The organism is Methylobacterium sp. SD274 (genome assembly GCF_017355285.1).
Taxonomy (GTDB): domain Bacteria; phylum Pseudomonadota; class Alphaproteobacteria; order Rhizobiales; family Beijerinckiaceae; genus Methylobacterium.
In genome coordinates this window covers 33,144-54,363 of sequence record NZ_JADIJP010000029.1, presented here as the reverse complement: position 1 = coordinate 54,363, position 21,220 = coordinate 33,144, and the positions used below count along the sequence as shown (strand labels likewise).

The following is a 21,220-nucleotide window of genomic DNA, read 5'->3' as shown; positions in this document are numbered from 1 at the left end:
AACCGGCGGCTCCGGCATCGACGCGGGCGGAGAAGCCGACTTTTCCTCGGCGGCCAGGGCCAGTGGGGATAGCGCAGCGAGGCCCGCCGCGAGGCAGAGGGCGAGCGCCGTCCATGGCCGGCCGGGCAGGGGAATTCGAGCGAGGGCGGCCTTCATGTCGTCCTCGATCCCATCGTCACCGTTGCGTCACCGGGGAACCGGCCCCGCCATGGGGCCGATCCGGAGGCGCGGTTGTCAGCCTTCCGAGCGGGCGGCGAGCCGGCTCGCGCCGTAGGACAGAATCCCGGCGATGGCGAACAGGGCGACGAAGGTCTTCACCGTGGCGGAGAACAGCGCCGGCTCGATCCCGGTATCGGTGTAGAGCAGGAGGCCGATGGCGGAGATCGGGAGGAGCAGGACGATCAGGACGGGACCCAGCGGGTTCATGGCGTACTCGCGTGTATCGGGACCGGGGTTCGGCCCTTCTCTTGAAAGCGGCACCGGTCATAGCATTGGACTGCGCCCGAGGGGACACCCCGAACGCAACAAAATTCACAGGCGCTCCACCATCACGCCGGGATGCGGACGGTGGCACGCAATCCCCCCAGCGGACTGTCATGAAGGGCGACGTCGCCGCCATGGGCGCGGGCGATGTCGCGGGCGATGGCGAGGCCGAGGCCCGACCCGCCGGCATCCTGGCGCGCATCGTCGAGGCGGACGAAGGGCTTGAACACCTCTTCGCGGCTCTCGGGAGGGATGCCGGGGCCGTCATCGTCGATGGAGACGACGAAGGAGCGTGCCTCCGTGCGGCCCCGGATCGCCACCGTCTCGCCGTAGCGGGCGGCGTTGGCGGCGAGATTGAACAGGCAGCGGCGGAACGCGTCCGGCCGCAGCGTCACCATGGCGCGGCCGTCGAACTCCACCTCGGCCACATGGGCTCCGAGGCGTTCCACATCGGTGCGCAGGTCGTCCAGCATCGCCCGCATATCGGTGGATACGGCGGCCTCGCCGGAATCGCCGCGCGCGAAGGCGAGGTAGGCCTCCAGCATCCGGCTCATCTCGTCGACGTCGCGCTGGAGGTCTTCCACCTCCGAAGTCTGCTCCACCAGGGCGAGCGACAGCTTGAACCGCGTGATGATGGTGCGAAGGTCGTGGCTGACGCCGTTGAGCATGGTCGTGCGCTGTTCCATCGCCCGCTCGATGCGCCGCTTCATCTCGATGAAGGCGTGGCCGGCCTGGCGCACCTCGCGGGCGCCGCGCGGCCGGAACTCGATCTCGCGGCCCTTGCCGAAACTCTCCGCCACGTCGGCCAGCCGGAGGATCGGCTTGATCTGGTTGCGCAGGAACAGAATCGCGACGCCGAGCAGGACCAGGGACGAACCGCTCATCCAGAGCAGGAAAATGTGCGAGTTCGAGGCATAGGCCATGCTCCGCCGCGCGGTCACCCGCAGCACCCCGTCCGGGATCTCGACGCGGATCTCGATGAGGCTGGACCGGCCCACCGTGTCGATCCAGAACGGCCGGCCGATCTGCTTGGCGAGTTCCTCGGAGAGTGTCTCGTCGAGGATGGAGAAGAACGGGCGCGGCCCCGGCAGGGGGAGCTTCGCCCCTTTCAGGATGTCGAGGTCGAGGTTCAGCCGCGTGCCGGCGATGCGGGTGAGGGTGTCGGCGTCCTTGTCCTGGGGGTAACTTTCATAGACGTCGATCATCGCCGCCACGTCGGCCGTCACGGCGGCCGAGAGGCGGCGCGTCACGAGCTGCCAGTGCCGCTCCATGAAGGTGTAGGCGATGACCGATTGCAGCAGCACCACCGGCGCGATGATGATGATGAGCGAGCGGGCGTAGAGCCCCTTCGGCAGGGCGTTGCCGATGGCGCGGGCGAGCCTCTTCCACATCCGACGGGGATGCGGTCTCGCGCGCCAGGCGGCGGCGGTGCTGGTTCTGATCCGCGACAGGTTCAGGCCGGCGAGGGCCATGGCGGGTCCTGTCTAATCGATCGCGAGGCGGTAGCCGATGCCGCGGACCGTCTGGAGGAAGAGGGGATTACCCGGATCGACCTCGGTCTTGCGGCGCAGGCGGTTGATCTGCACGTCGATGGTGCGCTCGGCGGCGAGGCCGCCATTCCCGGCCAGCACGTCGCGGTCGACATTGCCGCCCTTGGCCTCGGCCAGGATCGTCAGGATCTCGCGTTCGCGCTCGGTGATGCGGATGGTCTCCTCGTCGCGGCGCAGCTCACCCCGGTCGATCCGGTAGGAGAACGGCCCGAACGTCACCGTGGCGATGGTGCGGTCCGACGGCGGCGCGCCGTCCGGCCGGCGCTTGATGATGTTGTTGAGGCGCAGGATCAGCTCGCGCGGCTCGAAGGGCTTGGGCAGGTAATCGTCGGCCCCGATCTCGAGCCCCATCACCCGGTCGTTGGGGTTGGAACGGGCCGTGAGCATCAGGATCGGCACCCGCGAGGTCTCGCGCACCTGCCGGGCGTAATCGAAACCGTTCTCGCCCGGCATCATCACATCGAGGACGAGGGCGTCGAAGACGAAGCTCTGTGCCCGCTGCCGGGCCTCCTCGACATTTCCGGCGGAGGTGACGCGGAAGCCCTGCTCGTAGAGATAGCGCGACAGCAATTCACGCACGCGCCTGTCGTCGTCGACTACCAGGATATGCGGCGCGTGGTCGGGAAGCTCGGCGCGGACCTTCAGTTCCGGCGATGCCATGTCAGCGACGGCTCCGGGCGCGCCGCGCCATCAGGCTCGTCACCGCCGCGCGCTCTTCGGGTTCGATCATCGCCATGAGAAACCCCTGTGCCGCTGCAAATCCGCTCTTGTCCCGGGCGTCCTTCGGACCATCCCCCACCGGGTCCGCGATGGCGCGGGCGACCCGCCGTACCTGCACCCGCGTCAGCTCGGCCGTGAGGGTGGCGCCCGTCTCCGAACAATAGAGCAGACGCTGCCGGCGGTCGCTCCGGCCGGTCTTCTGCACGATGTGACCCTGTTCGATCAAATCCTTGAGAACCCGGTTCAGACTCTGCTTCGTGATCCGCAGGATGTCGAGGAGTTCGGCGATGGTCAGGCCGGGATAGTGGTAGACGAAATGGAGCACCCGGTGATGCGCCCGCCCGAACCCGTATTCGGCCAGCATCCGGTCCGGATCGCCGACGAAATCGCGGTAGGCGAAAAAGAGCAGTTCGACGAGATCGTTGGTGATGCCGTTGTCGGATACGCGCACGCCTTCGGGCGCGAGACCTGAATCCGCCAGCCCGTCATCCTCCCCGGACGGGGGTATGGGGGGCGGGCTCGTTGCCAGGGTCGATTGGCGCGTCACGTCCGGCGACATCCTCAATATACGTCAGTGTTGTTGACATATCTCAGGGGCGTTGATACCCGTCAAGCCTCCCCGGGGCCGGCTCGCCGTAACGGCCGTCTTGCGGACCTCCGTCCCCGCGGATACTGCGCGGGGCATTGCCTGGCCATCGCGCCAACCCGATCGATCGACCCCGCAGGCGCGACGATGCGAGCCCGCGGATTCAAGGAATTCGTCATGTCCGTGATCCCGTTCGACGAACGCGAGGGCACCATCTGGTTCGATGGCGTGCTGGTGCCGTGGCGCGAGGCCAAGATCCACGTGCTCAGCCACGGCCTGCATTACGGCTCAGCGGTGTTCGAGGGCGAGCGCGCCTATGGTGGACGGATCTTCAAGAGCCACGAGCATGCCGAGCGCCTGCTCCGCTCGGCGCAGTATCTCGATTTCACGATTCCCTACGGCGTCACCGAGATCGAAGCGGCCAAGGAACTCGTGCTCAAGACCAGCGGCCTCACCGACGCTTACCTGCGTCCCGTCGCCTGGCGCGGTTCGGAGATGATGGGCGTCTCGGCCCAGAACAACACCATCCATCTCGCCGTCGCCGCGTGGGAATGGCCGAGCTATTTCGATCCCGAGACCAAGATGAAGGGCATCCGCCTCGACATGGCCGATTATCGCCGGCCCGATCCGCGGACCATTCCCTCCGCCTCGAAGGCGGCGGGCCTCTACATGATCTGCACGATCTCGAAGCACCGGGCCGAGAACAAGGGCTATGCCGACGCCCTGATGCTCGATTGGGAGGATTACGTCGCCGAATGCACCGGTGCGAACATCTTCTTCATCAAGGACGGCGTGGTCCACACCCCGCTCGCCGACCGCTTCCTCAACGGCATCACCCGCCAGACCGTCATCGACCTCGCCCACCGGCGTGGCTTCGAGGTGATCGAGCGGCGGATCAAGCCCGAGGAGATGGAGGGCTTCTCCGAGTGCTTCATCACCGGCTCCGCTGCCGAAGTGACGCCGGTCTCCGAAATCGGTCCCTACCGCTTCACGCCGGCCGCCATGACCAAGACGCTCATGGACGATTACACCGCCGAGGTTCAGCCGAAGGCGGTGGCGGCGTAATTCGGACCGCACTTCGCGGGGCCACGTCGCGGGCGCTTGCGGGGACGAGGCGTGAACGACGCCTTGCCCTCGCTCACCGGGGATTCACATCGAGCTGGTCCTTCGTGACGAGGCTCGCCGTCCATCACGCAGGCGGGCGCGATGGACGGTCCCGGTGTGGAAGCCTGCGGCTCCCAGACACCTGCCTGCTCGGATTTTTCAGCGGACGATCCTAACCGAAATCGAACATCCCAGCAGATTTCCTCATCCTGAGGTGCCCGCGTCAGCGGGCCTCGAAGAAGGCCTCCAGTGGTCGCGCGATCCCTGGAAGGCTCCTTCGAGGCCGCTACGCGGCACCTCAGCAGGGTGAGGCGAAGCCCTGGAAAAACAGCCCGAACAGGCCCTAAGCCGCGTCGCCGTATCGCGCCAGGTCTTCCGGCCTCGGGACCTGTCCGCTGCGGTTCTTCACGGCCGGACGATCGGCGACCTTGCCGCGCCAGTCGTGAAGGGCGGTGAGTTCCGGGGCGATCGGCAGGCCGACGATCTCGGCGAACATCAGCCCGGCGAACAAGGTGATGTCCGGCATCGAGAAGCCCTCTCCGGCGAGAAAGGGCTGCTTCGCCAGCAGATCGTTGAAATAGGGCATGTTGGCTACGGCATAGGCGCCGCGCCGCTGCCCCCATTCTTTGGCCCCGCTCCAATCCGGCATCCGCCATGGCCGCAGCGCGCCGCCGAGGCCGGGGGTGCCGTAATGGAAATAATCGTCGACGGCATCGATCAGCATCATCTCGGCGCGCCGCTGCATCATGTGGATGACGCCTTTGTCACGCGGTGTCGTACCCGTGAGGGTCGGATGGCCGTCCAGGTTGTCGAGATATTCCGTGATCGCCGTGGATTCGGTGATGATCGTTCCGTCATCGAGTTCGAGGACCGGGACCTTCCCAATCGGGTTCATCGCCAGGAAACCAGGCTGCTTCTGCTCGGCGGCCATGAGGTCGATGCTGACGAACTCGACCCTTTCCTCCAGCCCCTTCTCGGCGAGAACGATGCGGATTCGTGCGGGGTGGGGACCCGCCTCCCGGTCGTAGATTTTCATGGGCAACGCTCTCTATCTGCCAGTTGGTAGATATACCATGCAGGTCGATGACGACACGTCAACGTCTACCTGCCAATCGATAGAATGCAGGTGTACAAGCGGAGGATGAGTGAGAGCACCCGGGAACTGATCCTGAACGCCGCAAGGCTGACCGCGCAGGCACGCGGCTATGGCGGCCTGAACTTCCGTGATCTCGCGGAGGAGGTGGGAATCAAGGCGGCGAGCATCCACTATTATTTCCCCGGCAAGGCTGCCCTGGGGGCGGCGGTGGCGCGGCGCTACCGGGAAGATGCGTTCGCTGCCCTGGAGGCCCTATCGGACGCATGTCCGGATCCGGTCGCCTGTCTGCGGCGCTACCCCGACACGTTCCGCGCGGCGCTCCAGAATGACAACCGAATGTGCCTCGGCAGCATGATGGCCGCCGAGCACGACGACCTGCCGGACGACGTGAAGGCGGAGGTGCGAGCTTTCGCCGAGGTGAACGTGGCCTGGATCGGCAGACAGCTGACCGCCGCATCCCCGGTCACCGCCGAGACCGCCACGTCGAGAGCCTGGGGCATCTTCGCGGCCATCGCCGGCGCGCAACTTCTGGCGAGAAGCCGGTCGGATCTCTCCGCCTACGATGCGGCGATCGACACTTACCGTCAGGCGGGACTTCTGCCGGGCTAGAGCGCTCTCCGCCGAAGTGGATCCCGGTTCGGCGAAAAAGAGCGCGGCAAAACAAAGGCCTGGAGATGTGTCCCGACCCAACGTGGTCGGGCGCAGCTCTAGCGGGGCACCAACGATATGGCCGCCGGTTGCCGGAACGAAGGATCGTGGCGGAGTGAGGCTTACACCCCGCATCCCGGGGATAGTCAGGGTTCGGAACTCATCGGCGACCGCCTCGTTATGGAGAGAACAATTCATGAACGAGGTCGAGCGATGACGAAGAAGCAGGCGACGGACGAGAACGAGAACCCGAAGACGGCGGGTGGCGATGCATCGAACCGGATCAAGGATCCGAGTGAATGGACCACGGGCGACGAGCCGATGACCGGCGCGCAGGCTTCCTATCTCAAGACCCTGTCGGAGGAGGCGAAATCACCCGACTCGTTCGAGCCGGATCTGGACAAGGCCGAGGCCTCCAAACGGATCGACGCGCTGCGCAAGGAATCCGGAAAAGCTTGATGGACGGCAGCCCCGGTCGCGGGCTTGCGGCACGCGTTTTCGATAGGGCGAGACCCGATCCGTCTCGTCCTGCATAGTGATGTCTAGCGCGCCTTTGGCTCGGCCCTTCGGGGCCGGGCAACCCGGTGACGCGGAATGACGATGTGAGCGGTGAAAGCGCCGGGCCGTCGCTGCCGGATCGTGGGACATCGAACCGGATGTCGAGCCCCTGCTCGCGGTGGCGGAGGGGCACGTACCCATTGGAAGTCCGACGGCGTTTCGCCGGTATTTGTTTAAACCGTCGGCAATGATTTTCGTCGTAGGAAGGCGGGCGCTGCTTCTTCAGGGATCGCCTCGCTCGATGACGATTTCTGAAAAAAACCATGTGACATCTACGGTCGCCAAGCCGATCGCGTCCTCGGCTGGCCCTTCGTCCCGTCTTTCACGAAGCGCTTCGCGGTTCGCCGGAGATACAAGCGGGACGTCCGCGATCGAATATGCGCTGATTGCCAGCGTGATCGTCCTGGGGATCGTCACGGCGCTGCTGAATTACACCAACCGGGTCCGCGAGCTTTACGAATCTGTCGCGCAGGCCTTCACCCGGAGTATTTGAGGGTTCGTGCCCCGCGCGTCTCGGACGGCGCCGGCTTCAGCGCCGCGTCTGGCCGGGCCGGTTCGGCGTCGGGTTGTTGGCTTTCGACGGGCCCACGGACGCCATGCCGTCACGCCACAGGCTGTCGAACAGGCTCTGCATCGTCCTGGCGTTTTCCTGCTGAACCTCCAGCCCGGACTGAAACATCTGCTGCAACAGATCGAACGGGTTCAGCGCAGCACCTTGCTGCGCGCCGGCCGAGGCCTGACGGGATTCGGGCGCGGAGGTGGAATCCTGCGCCGGTCGGGCCGCCGGGAACAGGCGTGCGGGCGGCAGGCTCTTCTGTGCCGGGGCGGTGCGAGCAGGGGGGCCTGCCTGCATCGGCGAAGACAGCATCGCACCGCTCGCTTTCATGAAGCCGTTCATCATCTCGGTCCAATAGGGATGGGTCGGGATGCCGAAGGGCGAGGGCGGGAGAGGCGCGGGCTGGGGAGCGGGCTGCCCCGGATTCATCATCACGTGGACGATCCCCGCCACGACCATGCCGGCCATGAGCGGCAGCATCTGCCGGAGGGCGGGCGTCGCCACGCCGCTCACCGCAGCCGCCTGTTGCAGGACGGCCTGGCTCAGATGCTGCGAGCCGAAGAGCTGGCGCATCATGGCATCCATCTGCGGCTTGGCCTGCGGGGCGGTGAGCGCGGCCGGGTCCATGAAGCTGAACATCTGGGTGAAGCCGGTGGGATCGGCGGCGGCGTTGCGCTGGAGGCCGAGCGTCAGGGCCGGCATCAGCGCTTCCATGGCCCGACGGGTCTGGTCCGGCGACAATCCGAATTGCTGGCCGAAACCGTTGGCGCCCAGGAAACCATTGGGGTCCATGCCGCCCTGCGCCTGCAAGAGATCGAACAGGTTGAACATGGCGGCAGCCTCTTGATCCCATCGCGGCCAGGCCGAATTGCTTCGGCCTGCTGTCGAGACGCGAACTCTGTCGCATCCCAGTCGTACTTACCAGCCCGAGATCATGCCCGTCCCGGCTCTAAACCAGTGCGTTCGGCCTCTCTGGGGCCGGAATATCGCCCCCGGAGGCATCCGCATCGGCCTCCGAGGCCAATTCGCGAGCGAAACCGGCCCGTTGCTCGAGCTGCGTCACCGTCCTGAAGGCGAGGGCGATGCCGATCGCCCCGAAGGCGACGGAGCCGAACCCCACCCCGGCGATGATGCCCTCGGGGCCATAGAGATAGCCGCCGAGAAGCGCCGGGGGCACGGTTCCGATGGTTGCACGGCCCCAATTGAGGAAGGTCGACAGGAAGGGAAAGCCGAGATTGTTGAACGAGGCGTTGGCGAGGAACAGTAGCCCGGTGAAGAACCACACGCCTCCGCTCACGAGGCAGAAGAAGACGAACAGGTCGGCGGCGGTGCCGGTGAGTTCGAACAGGCCCGTCAACGGCCCGTGAAAGGCGATCAGGGCGGCCCAGACCACCACGACATAGACCGCCGTGACCAGCGCGCCGTTCCTCAGCACGCCTCGCATCCGGTCGAACCGCCCCGCTCCCCAATTCTGGCCGAGGATCGGGCCGATGGAGCCGGACATGGCGAAGAGGCCGCCGAAGGCGACCGGCGTCAGCCGGTCGATCACCACGTTGCCGGCCACCGCCACGGCGCCGAACTTGGCCAGCGCATGGGCGATGAAGGCGCTCGCCACCGAGGGGGCGAGATTGGTGAGTACGGCGGGCAGGGCGATCCTGAAGACGATGGGCGCGTCCGAGATCACATCCGCGACACTCGGCGTGGCGAGCATCCGGTGCTGGCGCACGCCCCACAGGCCGACGAGGGCGAAGGTCGCCCGCGCCACGCAGGTGGTGATGGCGGCTCCGTCGATCCCCAGCCCCGCCGTGAAGATGAGGAGGGGATCGAGACCGGCGGTGACGATGGCGCCGCCCAGCGTCACGTACATCGCCTGGCGCGCCGCCCCGACGGCGCGAAGCAGGCCCGAAAACATCATGCCCGGTCCCATGAGCAGGTTCGAGGGGAGGGCGATCCAGAGGAAGCGCTCGGCGACGGGCAGCGTCTCGGCGTCGGCGCCGATCCAGGACAGGATGGTCGGCAGGAAGGGCAGCATCGCGAGGACGAGGATGCCCGAGACGATGATGCCGTGGATCGAGGCGGAGGTGGCCAGCCGCCGCGCGCCCGCTTCGTCGCCCGCGCCGATGGCCCGTGAGACCAGGGCCCCGGCGGCGATCATCAGGCCGATATTGATGGCAATGGCGAAGAACTGGACGATGGTGGCGAAGCCCACCGCCGCCGTGAGCGTCGGGTCGCCGAGTTTCGAGACGTAGATCAGCGAGAGCAGGTCGACGACGAAGATCGCCATCAGCCCGATCGAGCCCGTCCCGCTCATCACCACGACGTGCCGCAGGATCGATCCCGTGACGAAACGGCCCGTCTCCCGTCGGGCGGCGGGTTTCACCGCCGCCGCGCTCGTTTCAGGCATCCGCTGGCGTGTCCTGCAATGGGGAATCCTGGACTTGCAACGTGCGGGTCGCGGCTTCGCGCTGTTCCAGGCCGATAATATCTCTGGTCTCGGCGCTGAGGGCGCGCGACGGGCGCTGCGGACGGGTCAAGGGTTCGGGTTTGATCTCGGGGCTGCCGCCGATATAGCGCGTTTCCTCCGGAAGGGCGCCGGCCTGCTGCAGCACGAGGCGCGCCACGTCGCGCTTGCGCACGTCCTGCGCCGTGGCGGCGGCGGCCTCGGCCGAAATGCCGAGCCCTTCCAGGGTCGCGCGGCCGAAGGCGATGGCCGATTCCACGGTCTCGCGAAGCTGATAATCCACGTCGCGGTTCATCAGCTCCACGGAATGCATCCGGTCGAAGGCGCGGACATAGGTGCGCACTCCGGTGAATTCCTCATGCACGATATCGACGATCTTCAGCGCCGCCTGGGGATCGTCGACACAGATGCAGAGCAGTTCGACCCGGCCGATTCCGGCCGCGCGCAGCACGTCGAGGCGCGTGCCGTCGCCGTAATAGATGCGGAACCCGAAGCGCGAGGCGGAACGGATCTGCTCCACGTCCTTGTCGATGACGGTGACGCTGATTCCCTCGGCCAGGAGCACCTGGGTCAGGATCTGTCCGAAACGGCCGAACCCGACCACGAGGACGCGGGCCTCCGTGCTCTCGATCTGGTCTGGTGCGTGCTCCACCGCGTCCGGCCGGTGGCGCGACAGGTAGCCGTCGAGGGCCTTGGCGGCGACGGGGCCGACCAGCATGGTCAGGGCGGCGAGCGCCACGGCGAACCGGGTGGAGGATTGGTCGATCAGCCCCAGTTCGGACCCGGCGGGAAGCAGCACGAAGGCGAATTCGCCCGCCGGCGCGAGGATCGCCGCGCCGCGCACGGCATCGAGCCAGGGCGAGCCGAACAGGCGGAACAGGCCGGCCACGATGGCGACCTTGAGCAGGATGGCGGCCGCCGTCGCGCCGAGCAGGGCGGGCCATGCGCTCTTCAGTAGGCCGCCGTCGATGGACATGCCCACGCTCATGAAGAACAGGCCGAGGAGCATGCCGCGGAACGGCTCGATATCGGCTTCGAGCTGGTGCCGGAAGTTCGACTCCGCGAGAAGCACGCCGGCGAGGAAGGCGCCCATCGCCATGGACAGGCCGACATGCTCCATCAGCATCGCGGTGCCGAGGACCACGAGGAGGGCCGCCGCCGTCATGACCTCGCGCGCGCCGCTGGCCGCCAGCATGCTGAAGAACGGATTGAGGCCGTAGCGGCCCACCAGCACCACGGCCAGGATCGCCGCCCCGACGGTTCCCGTGGAGGCCAGCGCGTGTCCCAGCCACTCGTCGTTTCCGGTGCTGCCGCTGGAGGCGAGAAGCGGCATCAGGGCGAGGATGGCCACGACGGAGATGTCCTGGAACAGCAGCACCGCGAAGGCGCGTCCGCCATAGGGCGTGCCGAGATCGCCGCGCTCTTCCAGGAGCTGCAGGGCGACGGCGGTTGCCGACAGGGCGAGGGCGACGCCGATGACGAGGCTCGCGGCCAGGGTGAGCCCGAACAGGGCGCAGGCGCCGGCAAGCAGGATCGTGCAGAGGAGCAGCTGTGCCGCACCGAGCCCGAAAATGTCGCGCCGCATCGAAATCAGCCGGGAAATCTCGAGTTCGAGCCCGACGATGAAGAGAAGGAGTACGACGCCGAGTTCCGCGACGCTCGCGGCGGTCTCCGGCTCGGCGATGAGCGAGAAGCCGAAGGGGCCGATGATGACCCCGGCGACGAGATATCCGAGTACCGCGCTCTGCCCGATGAGACGGAAGATCGGCACGCCGATCACCGCCGCCGACAGGAAGGTCAGCACCGGCGGCAGGAAGCTCACATGGGTGGAGGCGCTCGCCATGTCGATCCGGTCTATGAGGAGTGGGGTCGCCCGCGGCCGGTGCCGCGAGCGCGTCGCCGTGCTCTCCTCTTAGACCAGGGGCATCGCCCCCGCCACGCCTGCATGTGGTGGATGGGCCGTGTCGCATCCACTACCGGTGCGCAGCGGCACGCGGTTCAGGCGAAGCGGCGCGTGACGTGTCAGGCGAAGCGGCGCGTGACCTGGCGGACGGCGCGATGGGCCAGGATCACCTTGGTGGCGTCCGAAGGCGAGGGCGCGTCGTAGGCGTCCAGGACGTCCCAGCGGGTGAGGCCGATATCGTTCAATTCGCGCTCGGAAAGGGAGCCGAGCTCCACGAGGCCGCGCTTGTCGGCGTCGTTGCGCGAGACCAGGGACGCGGCCTTGGAGAAGAGGTTGCCGATGAAGCGGGTGGCCCGGCCGACCTGTTCGGCTGCCGCGTCGCCCGGGGTCCAGTTGAGGGTGCTGTTCATGATCCTGAGTTCCAAATTCTCGACGCACGATCTTTGCGGCGAAGGTGATGAGGGTGATGTGCGCCCCCTCCGCCCTGAAAGACGTGCGATCGAGCACTTAGCCCAAATAGACTTGCGGTGCCTGCAGGTCTGGTAGAACCGGACCACGGATAAACCTCAATCACCAACCGAATGACCAGTTTGGCGGCATGCCGAATTCGAAGTCATGCTCAATAATGCACGTTCCGCCATCTTGATCAGATCTTAACGCTTTGGGTGCGGCGTGCTTCCCTTCTCTCGTCCTGGCGGACCAGCAGGAACTGGGAGGCGTCGGCCTCAACAGCGCCTGCATCCATCACGTCCTGCCGGATCAGGCCGATATCCTTCAATTCCCGATCGGTCATGACACTGAGCTTACGCAGGACCCGCCGGTTGATCGCCTGGCGCGACAGCTCGGCGGCCAGTCCGGTGAACAGCCGGGCGGCGGCGAGGGAGACGCGCCGAGCGAGATCGCCCGTCCGCGTGGTGTTCCGCTGCTGCAGGATCGTCGTCATCGATAGGCCTTTCCTTCGCCGGCCTGCCGCGCGGGCCTGACGGCGTTTCGTCGGAGGGCAGGGATGGCCCCGTCCCGCTGGCGGAGACAGGGACAGTCCAGTACGCTTTGGCTGAATTGTCCGGGCGAAGGATCAGTACAGATGGCGGGATCGGCGCGGACCACGCTCACCCTGGTGGATACGGTGTCGTCCGCGATCATGGAGCGGATCGCCGGACGCCAGCTCATGCCCGGCGCGCGGCTGCCCTCGGTGCGGGCTTTCGCCGAATCCATGGGCGTGTCGAAATCCACCGTGGTCGAGGCCTATGAGCGCCTCGGCGCCGAAGGGGCCATCGTCGCGCGCCGGGGCTCGGGCTTCTATGTGGCGGGCAAGACCCGCCCGCTCTGCCTGAAGGAGATCGGGCCGCAGCTCGACCGCGCCGTGGATCCGCTCTGGATCACCCGGCAATCGATGCAATCCGGGCCGGACCTGCTGAAACCCGGTTCCGGCTGGCTGCCCTCGTCATGGATGCCCGAGGAGGCGGTCCGGCGCGCCCTGCGCCACATCGCCCGCGACGCCAATTCGAACGTGATCTGCTATGACAAGCCCCTCGGCTTTCCGCCGTTGCGGAGCCAGATCGCCCGGCGTCTCTCCGAGAAGGGGATCGAGGCGGAGGCCGACCAGATCGTCCTGACGGATTCGGCGACCCAAGCCGTGGACCTGCTGTGCCGGTTCCTCCTCGACCCGGGCGACGCCGTGCTGGTCGATGACCCCTGCTACTTCAACTACCATGCGCTGCTGCGGGCGAACCGCGCGAAGGTCGTGGGTGTACCCTTCACCCCCGCCGGGCCGGACGTCGCCGAGCTCGAACGGCTGATCATCGAGCACCGGCCCCGGTTCTACCTGACCAATTCCGCGCTCCATAACCCCACCGGCGCCACCCTGGCCCCGGCCGTGGCCCACCGCGTCCTCAAGCTCGCCGAGGCGCATGACATGCTCATCGTCGAGGACGACATCTTCGGAGATCTCGAAGCCGACCCGGCCCCGCGTCTGGCGGGGTTCGACGGGCTCGACCGGGTGATCGCGGTGGGCAGCTTCTCGAAGACCCTCTCGGCCTCGATCCGCTGCGGCTACATCGCCCTGCGCCCCGACTGGGTGGAGGGGCTGATCGACCTGAAGCTCGCCCTCAGCCTCGGCAACGGTCATCTCTCCGCGGCGCTGATGCACCGTCTCATCACCGACGGGGCCTATCGCCGCCACCTCGCGGAAATCCGCGAAAAACTCGCCCGCGCCATGGGCGAGACCGCACGGCGGCTGGAGCGCTGCGGCCTCACGCTCTGGACCGAGCCGCGCGGTGGCCTCTTCCTCTGGGCGCGCCTGCCGGACGGGCTCGATTCGGCCGATATCGCCCGCAACGCCCTGGCGCGGGACGTGGTCCTCGCCCCCGGCGCGGCCTTCAGCATCGGCGCAAGCGGGCGTGACTTCCTTCGCTTCAACGTTGCCCATTGCGCCGATCCGCGCCTGTTTCGCGTGCTGGAGGAGAGCATGGCGGCGGCCTGACGACTTTCTGGTGCACCGCGCCAGGTGGAACCCCTGAGCCGAAGCGAAGCTTTGCTGGATAAGGGCGACGCCCAACACAAATCTCGGGAGGAACCATGTCGAAGTCGGAGCTGAAGCAGCCGCGTCCGCCGGAGCTGTTCTCCCCCTGGCGCACGGAGGCGCGCGCCAGGCTTCAGCAGGAGGCCCGCGACTTCGCCCGGGACGTGGTGCTGCCGCTCGCCGACGAACTCGACCGGCAGAAAGCCGAGATGCCGCGCTCGCTCATCGACCGGATGGCGGCCAAGGGCTGGTTCGGCATCACCATTCCGGCCGAGCATGGCGGGCTCGGCCTCGGCGTGTTCGAATATTGCCTCGTCTCGGAGGAGCTCGCCCGCGCCTGGCTCTCCGTCGGCAGCATTCTGGCGCGGGGGCAGGGGCTCGGCACCCAGACCCTCGACGAGGAGCGCCGCCGCGCTCTCCTGCAGAGATCGGCCCGCGGCGAGTGGATCGGCGGCATCGCCTTGTCCGAGCCCACCGCCGGTTCCGATCTCGCCGGCGTCCAGACCCGCGCGGTGCGCGACGGGGACGATTGGGTTCTCACCGGGACCAAGCGCTGGGCCGGTTTCGCGCTCGCAGCCGACTTCATCGAAGTCCTGGCCCGCACCCGCGAGCCGGAGCCGGGCGAGCCGCGCTCGGCCGGGCTGGAGCCGTTCCTCGTGGTCAAGAAGCCCGGCACCTTCCCCGAGGGCATGACGGGCCATGTCATCGACAAGATCGGCTATCACGGCTTCCTCACCTTCGAGCTCGAACTCGATGGCGTGCGCGTGCCCGAGGGTGACCGCCTCACCGGCCTCTACGGCGATGGCGGCGCGGATGCGGATTCCGGCGGCTTCGCCTCGGTGCAGCGCGGCCTCAACATCGCCCGTGTCCACACCGCCGCCCGCGCCGTCGGCGTCGCCCGCGCGGCGGTGGAGGATTGCCAGCTCTACCTGCAGGAGCGCCAGCAGTTCGGCCATCCGATCGGCGAGTTCCAGGCCCTGCGCTTCGCGCTGGCCGACATGTCGGCCGAGGTCGATCAGGCCCGCGCCTACTGGCAACAGGTGGCCCACCTTCTCGACGAGGGCGAGGCGGCCGAGAGCGAATCCGCCAAGGTGAAGCTGCTGGCCACCGAGATGGCGGTGCGCGTCACCAACCAGGCGATGCAGCTCCACGGCGGTAACGGCTACACCACCGAACGCCGGGTGGAGCGCTACTGGCGCGACGCGCGGCTCACCACGATCTTCGAGGGAACCAGCGAGATCCAGCGGCGGATCATCAGCGACCGGATGCTGGGGCGCAGGTAAGTGACGCAAGGGAGGGACGCATCCGATCCTGCCCCGGTGTGCCCCCTCCGCCCTGACACCGCCGCGCATTTTACGCTATAGGAGGTTGACAGGGGCGGCCTCGCCTCGCCACATCCCGGCTATCATGAGCGATCCTCTTTCGAAGACCTTTCCCGACGGTTCGGCCAAGCCGCCGCTGGAGATCCTGCTCTGCGCACCGCGGGGGTTCTGCGCGGGTGTGGTTCGCGCCATCGACGTGGTGGAGCGGGCGCTGGCGATCTACGGACCTCCGGTCTATGTGCGTCACGAGATCGTCCACAACAAATACGTGGTCGAGAGCCTGAAGCGCAAAGGCGCGGTGTTCGTGCGTGAGCTCGACGAGGTGCCGGACGGCAACGCCCCGGTGATCTTCTCGGCCCACGGCGTCGCCAAGACGGTGCCGGCCAATGCCGACAATCGCGGGCTCGTCACCATCGACGCCACTTGCCCGCTGGTGACCAAGGTCCACCGCGAGGCCGAGATCCACCACAAGCGCGGCCGCCACGTCCTGCTGGTCGGCCATTCCGGCCATCCGGAAGTCGTCGGCACCATGGGCCAGCTGCCCAAGGGCTCGATCACCCTGGTGGAGGATCTGGAGCAGATCGCGGCCCTGGAGCCGGAGAATCGCGACAACCTCGCCTGGGTCACGCAGACGACCCTGTCGGTGGACGATACCCGCCACATCGTCGCCGCCCTGAAGCAGAAGTTCCCGACCATCACCGGGCCGCACAAGGACGACATCTGCTACGCCACCACCAACCGCCAGGAAGCGGTGAAGCAGGTGGCTCCGCTGGTGGATGCGGTGATCGTCGTCGGCTCCTCGAATTCCTCGAACTCGCAGCGTCTCCGCGAAGTGGCCGAGCGCGTCGGCTGCCCGATCACCCGCCTCGTGCTCCGCGCCGAGGAGATCGACTGGCCGGCCTTCGAAGGCATCCGCAAGCTCGGCCTCACCGCCGGCGCCTCGGCGCCCGAGGTGCTGGTGGAAGAGATCATCGACGCCTTCGCCGCCCGCTACGACGTCACCGTCGATACGGTCTCCACGGTGGTGGAGGACATGTCCTTCCCGCTGCCGCGCGAATTGCGCAGCGAAGCCGCCGAGTAACACGGCCGCACCGGCTCTCTATCCGGGGGCGCCTGCGGGCGCCCCTTCGCGTTTCCGCCCTCGAACCTCAGCGAAGCCCGTGGCCGTCTATACCGAGGTCTCCGACGAGGCGCTGACCGCCTTCCTCTCCGAATACGAGATCGGCACGCTCCTGTCCTACAAGGGCATCGCCGAGGGCGTCGAAAACACCAACTTCTTCCTGCACACCACGGCGGGCTCCTACATTCTCACCCTCTACGAGAAGAGGGTGAATGCCGGCGACCTGCCGTTCTTCCTCAACCTGATGCAGCACCTCGCCGCGCGCGGACTCGCCTGCCCGCAGCCGATCGCGCGGCGCGACGGCGTGGCGCTGGGCACGCTCTGCGGCCGTCCAGCGGTGATCGTGAGCTTCCTGGAGGGCGTGTCGGTCAAGCGGCCGACCCCCGACCATTGCCGGGCGCTGGGCGTCGCCCTTGCGGGGCTGCATCGCGCCGGCAGCGATTTCGGCATGACCCGCGCCAACAACCTCTCCGTCGAGGCATGGCAGCCGCTGTTCGAGACCGCCGGCCCAGCCGCCGACAGCGTGTCCGAGGGGCTGACGGAGCGCGTGCGCGGCGATCTCGCGGTGCTCCAGGCCGGCTGGCCGCGCGGCCTGCCCTCCGGCGTGATCCATGCCGACCTGTTCACCGACAACGTGTTCTTCATCGGCGACGACCTGTCGGGTCTGATCGACTTCTATTTCGCCTGCACCGACGCCTTCGCCTACGATCTCGCCATCTGCCTCAATGCCTGGTGCTTCGAGGCGGACGGCACGTTCTTCCCCGAGAAGGGCGAGGCGATGATCGCCGGTTACCAATCCGTGCGTCGTCTGCAGGACGACGAGGTCGCGGCGCTGCCGATTCTGTGCCGGGGCGCGGCCCTGCGCTTCATGCTGACCCGCCTGGTGGACTGGCTCAACGTGCCCCCCGGCGCCCTGGTCCAGCCGAAGGACCCGCTGGAATACGACCGCCGGCTGGTGTTCCACCGCGCGGCGACGCAGGCGCGGGATTACGGCTGGCGCGAATAGCGCCCGCGCAGAGGTCGGGGCCGAGAAAAAGCCCCGGCCGTTTCCGGCCGGGGCAAGGTGGTCTCGTTCGTGAGGGCCTAGAAGAAGCCGAGCTTCTTGGCCGAGTAGCTGACCAGCATGTTCTTGGTCTGCTGGTAATGGTCGAGCATCATCTTGTGGTTCTCACGGCCGATGCCGGACTGCTTGTAGCCGCCGAAGGCCGCATGGGCCGGATAGGCGTGGTAGCAATTGGTCCAGACGCGGCCGGCCTGGATGGCGCGGCCGAAGCGGTAGGCGCGGGTTCCGTCGCGGGTCCAGACGCCGGCGCCGAGGCCGTAGAGCGTATCGTTGGCGATGGAGAGCGCGTCGGCATCGTCCTTGAAGGTCGTCACCGAGAGGACGGGGCCGAAGATTTCCTCCTGGAAGATGCGCATCTTGTTGTGGCCCTGGAACACGGTGGGCTTCACGTAGAAGCCTTCCGCCAGATCGCCTTCGAGGGTGTTGCGCTCGCCGCCGGTGAGGACCTTGGCGCCTTCCTGCTTGCCGATGTCGATGTAGCTCAGGATCTTCTCGAGCTGCTCGCCGGAGGCCTGGGCACCGATCATCGTGGTCGGGTCGAGGGGCGAGCCCTGGACGATGGCCTCGACGCGCTTGATCGCCCGTTCCATGAAGCGGTCGTAGATCGATTCGTGCACCAGCGCGCGGCTCGGGCAGGTGCAGACCTCGCCCTGGTTGAGGGCGAACATGGTGAAGCCTTCGAGGGCCTTGTCGAAGAAGTCGTCATCCTCGTTGGCCACATCGGCGAAGAAGATGTTCGGCGACTTGCCGCCGAGTTCCAGCGTCACCGGGATGAGGTTCTGCGAGGCGTATTGCATGATCAGGCGGCCCGTCGTCGTCTCGCCGGTGAAGGCGATCTTGGCGATGCGGGGCGAGGAGGCGAGCGGCTTGCCGCATTCCAGGCCGAAGCCGTTGACGATGTTGAGGGTGCCGGGCGGCAGCAGGTCGGCGATGAGCTCGGCGACCACGAGGATCGAGGCCGGGGTCTGCTCGGCGGGCTTGAGCACCACGCAATTGCCGGCGGCGAGCGCGGGCGCCAGCTTCCACACCGCCATCAGGATGGGGAAATTCCACGGGATGATCTGGCCGACGACGCCGAGCGGCTCGTGGAAATGGTAGGCGACGGTGTCGTGGTCGATCTCGGAAATCGAGCCTTCCTGGGCACGGACGCAGCCGGCGAAGTAGCGGAAATGATCGATGGCCAGCGGGATGTCGGCGTTGGTCGTCTCGCGGATCGGCTTGCCGTTGTCCCAGGTCTCGGCGAGGGCGATCAGGTCGAGATTCTCCTCCATCCGGTCGGCGATGCGGTTGAGGATGAGGGCGCGCTCGCCCGGCGAGGTGCGGCCCCAGGCCTCCTTGGCGGCATGGGCCGCATCGAGGGCCTTCTCCACGTCCTGCGCGTCCGAACGGGCGACCTCGCAGATGACGCGGCCGGTGACCGGTGAGGTGTTCTCGAAATACCGGCCGGCGACGGGGGCGACCCACTGGCCGCCGATGAAGTTCTCGTAACGGGCCGAGAACGGCGCCTTGGTACCTGACGACAGGAATTCTGGCTTGTTCATGTGCGTTTCCTCCGTGTTGTTCTTGTGTGCGCCAGCAGAAGCCGGGCGGATTGCCAAATCAAGATAGACTTTTGGCCTAACCGGCTCGGATCGACGGCATCGAGCGGGTCGGCGCGTGGTCCCGCTTCTGTGGCGGGGAGCTACGCGCTGAGGCAGTCTAGCCCCTCTGCGGCGGTCTGGCGATGCCGTGGGCGGGCGGTTTGGAGGGCCTCGCAAAACTCCCGATCACCGGCAATTATCCCTTGGAGTGCGGTTCCGCAGCGGGAGTTCTGCCAAAATCGATCATCCGATCAGATCACCTCATCCTGAGGTGCCCTTTGCTTGGGCAAAGGGCCTCGAAGGAGCCCTCCAGGGATCGCGCGTCGACTGGAGGCCTCCTTCGAGGCCGCTACGCGGCACCTCAGGATGAGGTGAAGCCTTGGACGAGCAGCCCAAACAAGCTCGGCAAGGCACTCACCGTCCCGACGGCAGCCGGGTGAAGCGGCGTGCGGTGATCCGCCGGGCGATGGCCCGATCGATCCTGGGGCCGGCCCGTTCGATGCCGTCGCGGTGGATCATCACGCCCGTGGCGCGTCCGTCAGGTTCGATGTCGAAAGCCACGCGGATCGCGCCGTTCTCCGCCACGAAGGCCCTGTCGCTCTCGGCGACGAGGGTGATGCGGGACTCGGTCGATCCCTGACCGACCGCCTGTGCCGTCAGGCGGTCGCCGTCGCGGGTGATGCCCAGGACCGAGCGCGGTCCGGTCCGGTAGAAGCCGACATAGCGGTCGAGAACGGTCTGGCTCACGTTGATCTCAGTGCGCGCCGGCTCGCCCAGATAGAGGGCCGCGAGTTGTCGCGAGAGGGCCTGGGCCGGCACGATCTCGGAATTGCCGAGCACCACGATGGTGAGGCCGAGATCGGGGTAGGAATCCTTGATCGCGCTGAACCCGCTGATGAACCCGCCATGCGACCACAGACGGTGCCCGTAGGCCGTGCCGATATACAAACCGAGGCCGTAGCCGTGGCCGTAATCCGTCACCATGGGCCGGCGCGACGCCTCCGACAGGACAGGGCCGGAGAACAGCGCCCTGTCCCAGGCGACGAGGTCGTCGAGGGTCGAGGCCAGCATGCCGGCACCCGACGGGGCGCTGGCGGCCAGGGGCAGGGCGTGGCGCCATTCGCCAGAGACGCGGCGGTAACCGTTGGCGCGCCGGGGGAGGATGGCGCCGGGATCGGCGTCCCGGGTCGAGGCCAATCCGGCCGGCCCCAGGACAGCGTCGTTGAGATAGCGCGCGAAACTCTGGCCGGTGATCCGCTCGATCAAGCCGGCGAGGAGGATGTAGCCGGTATTGCTGTATTCGTGGCCGCTCCCCGGCGGAAACAGCAGGTCCTCGCGGTAGAGGAGGGCCACCGTCTCCATCGGCGAGCGCTCGATCCGCCCGAGTTGCGTCGCATAGCCCGGCAGGGCGGTGACGTTGGGCAGGCCGGAACTGTGGTTGAGCAGCATCCGGATCGTCATCGGCGCCCAGGCCGGCGGCAGTTCGGGCAGGTAGCGGATGGCGGGATCGTCGAGGGAGAGGGAACCGGCCTCGGCGAGTTTCAGGATCGCCGCCGCGGTGAACTGCTTCGTGATGGAGCCGATGCGGAACACCGTGTCCGGCGTGTTGGGGATCGCCCATTCGCGGTCGGCCATGCCGTAGGCGTGGCGGAACAGAGGGATGCCGTCCCGCGCCACGATCACGGCACCCGAGAAGACGCCGCCGTCCGCATGGGATTCCATCAAAGCGGCGGCCTTGCGTGAGAACGCCTCCGTTTCGCCGTCGGTGGCCGCGCCGGGAGCCGGCTCCTGCGCGGTCGCCGCGCCGAGCAGCATCAATAGGGCGCAAGCGCCGGCGAGGAAGCGTGAGAGCATAGGGCGCGGTGATCCGTCGGCTGCGATCCTGCCAAGGTTGCGCGGGAATGTGGCGTGGTTGCGCGGGAGCGTCACCCCCCGGTCGACATCACCGG

The 21,220-nt window shown here is 67.3% G+C and carries 20 protein-coding genes; 8 read left to right on the top strand and 12 right to left on the bottom strand.

The genetic code is table 11. From position 1 onward, the window contains the following. Window positions 1-234: 234 nt before the first annotated feature. From IPV08_RS20295 to IPV08_RS20280, 4 genes are all read right to left on the bottom strand, one after another. Window positions 235-426 (bottom strand): hypothetical protein, encoded by a 192-nt coding sequence (locus IPV08_RS20295; RefSeq protein ID WP_056254034.1) that lies wholly within the window; start codon window positions 424-426, stop codon window positions 235-237. A 122-nt stretch (window positions 427-548) separates the two neighbouring features. Then, window positions 549-1,874, bottom strand: a complete 1,326-nt coding sequence (locus tag IPV08_RS20290; protein WP_244477902.1) for an ATP-binding protein — start codon at window positions 1,872-1,874, stop codon at window positions 549-551. Between the two features lie 93 nt (window positions 1,875-1,967). After that, on the bottom strand, window positions 1,968-2,693 hold the full coding sequence (locus IPV08_RS20285; protein WP_056432261.1) for a response regulator: 726 nt from the start codon (window positions 2,691-2,693) through the stop codon (window positions 1,968-1,970). A gap of 1 nt (window position 2,694) precedes the next feature. Then, window positions 2,695-3,312, bottom strand: coding sequence for a helix-turn-helix domain-containing protein (locus IPV08_RS20280; RefSeq protein ID WP_207413231.1), 618 nt, complete (start codon window positions 3,310-3,312; stop codon window positions 2,695-2,697). A gap of 204 nt (window positions 3,313-3,516) precedes the next feature. Between IPV08_RS20280 and IPV08_RS20275 the strand changes: the two genes are divergently transcribed. Further along, window positions 3,517-4,404 carry a branched-chain amino acid aminotransferase gene (locus IPV08_RS20275; RefSeq protein ID WP_207413229.1) on the top strand — a complete coding sequence of 296 codons (888 nt, stop codon included), beginning with the start codon at window positions 3,517-3,519 and terminating at the stop codon, window positions 4,402-4,404. Between the two features lie 382 nt (window positions 4,405-4,786). On the opposite strand, the gene IPV08_RS20270 is transcribed toward IPV08_RS20275, so the two are convergent. Continuing rightward, entirely contained in the window at window positions 4,787-5,479 is a 693-nt protein-coding gene (locus IPV08_RS20270; RefSeq protein WP_207413227.1) for a glutathione S-transferase family protein, read from the bottom strand. Between the two features lie 105 nt (window positions 5,480-5,584). Between IPV08_RS20270 and IPV08_RS20265 the strand changes: the two genes are divergently transcribed. The 3 genes from IPV08_RS20265 to IPV08_RS20255 all read left to right on the top strand — a co-directional run bounded on the left by IPV08_RS20265 (window position 5,585) and on the right by IPV08_RS20255 (window position 7,238). Then, window positions 5,585-6,148, top strand: coding sequence for a TetR/AcrR family transcriptional regulator (locus tag IPV08_RS20265; protein WP_207413225.1), 564 nt, complete (start codon window positions 5,585-5,587; stop codon window positions 6,146-6,148). Window positions 6,149-6,400: 252 nt separating this feature from the next. Beyond that, window positions 6,401-6,646 (top strand): DUF3072 domain-containing protein, encoded by a 246-nt coding sequence (locus IPV08_RS20260; RefSeq protein WP_082469922.1) that lies wholly within the window; start codon window positions 6,401-6,403, stop codon window positions 6,644-6,646. A gap of 340 nt (window positions 6,647-6,986) precedes the next feature. Beyond that, window positions 6,987-7,238, top strand: coding sequence for a hypothetical protein (locus IPV08_RS20255; RefSeq protein ID WP_207413223.1), 252 nt, complete (start codon window positions 6,987-6,989; stop codon window positions 7,236-7,238). Between the two features lie 36 nt (window positions 7,239-7,274). Here IPV08_RS20255 and IPV08_RS20250 read toward each other — a convergent pair whose 3' ends face one another. From IPV08_RS20250 to IPV08_RS20230, 5 genes are all read right to left on the bottom strand, one after another. After that, on the bottom strand, window positions 7,275-8,132 hold the full coding sequence (locus IPV08_RS20250; RefSeq protein WP_207413221.1) for a DUF937 domain-containing protein: 858 nt from the start codon (window positions 8,130-8,132) through the stop codon (window positions 7,275-7,277). 118 nt (window positions 8,133-8,250) lie between these two features. Beyond that, window positions 8,251-9,705 carry an MATE family efflux transporter gene (locus IPV08_RS20245; RefSeq protein WP_207413219.1) on the bottom strand — a complete coding sequence of 485 codons (1,455 nt, stop codon included), beginning with the start codon at window positions 9,703-9,705 and terminating at the stop codon, window positions 8,251-8,253. Further along, window positions 9,698-11,605 (bottom strand): monovalent cation:proton antiporter-2 (CPA2) family protein, encoded by a 1,908-nt coding sequence (locus tag IPV08_RS20240; RefSeq protein ID WP_207413217.1) that lies wholly within the window; start codon window positions 11,603-11,605, stop codon window positions 9,698-9,700. Before IPV08_RS20240 ends, IPV08_RS20245 begins: the two co-directional genes overlap by 8 nt. Before the next feature lie 179 nt (window positions 11,606-11,784). After that, the gene (locus tag IPV08_RS20235; RefSeq protein WP_056432281.1) at window positions 11,785-12,075 is read right to left on the bottom strand and encodes a DUF1127 domain-containing protein; all 291 of its coding nucleotides are present in this window, start codon (window positions 12,073-12,075) and stop codon (window positions 11,785-11,787) included. Between the two features lie 236 nt (window positions 12,076-12,311). Continuing rightward, window positions 12,312-12,608 carry a DUF1127 domain-containing protein gene (locus IPV08_RS20230; RefSeq protein WP_207413215.1) on the bottom strand — a complete coding sequence of 99 codons (297 nt, stop codon included), beginning with the start codon at window positions 12,606-12,608 and terminating at the stop codon, window positions 12,312-12,314. 141 nt (window positions 12,609-12,749) lie between these two features. On the opposite strand from IPV08_RS20230, the gene IPV08_RS20225 reads away from it, so the two are divergent. The 4 genes from IPV08_RS20225 to thrB all read left to right on the top strand — a co-directional run bounded on the left by IPV08_RS20225 (window position 12,750) and on the right by thrB (window position 17,634). Beyond that, window positions 12,750-14,147: a PLP-dependent aminotransferase family protein gene (locus tag IPV08_RS20225; protein WP_207413214.1), complete on the top strand. Its 1,398-nt coding sequence runs from the start codon at window positions 12,750-12,752 to the stop codon at window positions 14,145-14,147. 95 nt (window positions 14,148-14,242) lie between these two features. Beyond that, window positions 14,243-15,469, top strand: coding sequence for an acyl-CoA dehydrogenase family protein (locus tag IPV08_RS20220; RefSeq protein WP_207413212.1), 1,227 nt, complete (start codon window positions 14,243-14,245; stop codon window positions 15,467-15,469). Window positions 15,470-15,593: 124 nt separating this feature from the next. After that, on the top strand, window positions 15,594-16,589 hold the full coding sequence (gene ispH, locus IPV08_RS20215; RefSeq protein WP_056432293.1) for a 4-hydroxy-3-methylbut-2-enyl diphosphate reductase: 996 nt from the start codon (window positions 15,594-15,596) through the stop codon (window positions 16,587-16,589). A gap of 79 nt (window positions 16,590-16,668) precedes the next feature. Then, window positions 16,669-17,634: a homoserine kinase gene (gene thrB, locus IPV08_RS20210; protein WP_207413210.1), complete on the top strand. Its 966-nt coding sequence runs from the start codon at window positions 16,669-16,671 to the stop codon at window positions 17,632-17,634. A 77-nt stretch (window positions 17,635-17,711) separates the two neighbouring features. On the opposite strand, the gene adh is transcribed toward thrB, so the two are convergent. Both adh and IPV08_RS20200 read right to left on the bottom strand, forming a co-directional pair. Then, entirely contained in the window at window positions 17,712-19,232 is a 1,521-nt protein-coding gene (gene adh, locus IPV08_RS20205; protein ID WP_056432300.1) for an aldehyde dehydrogenase, read from the bottom strand. 453 nt (window positions 19,233-19,685) lie between these two features. Beyond that, a complete protein-coding gene (locus IPV08_RS20200) occupies window positions 19,686-21,125 on the bottom strand; it encodes a serine hydrolase (protein WP_207413208.1) in 1,440 nt (479 codons plus the stop codon). Between the last annotated feature and the right edge of the window lie 95 nt (window positions 21,126-21,220).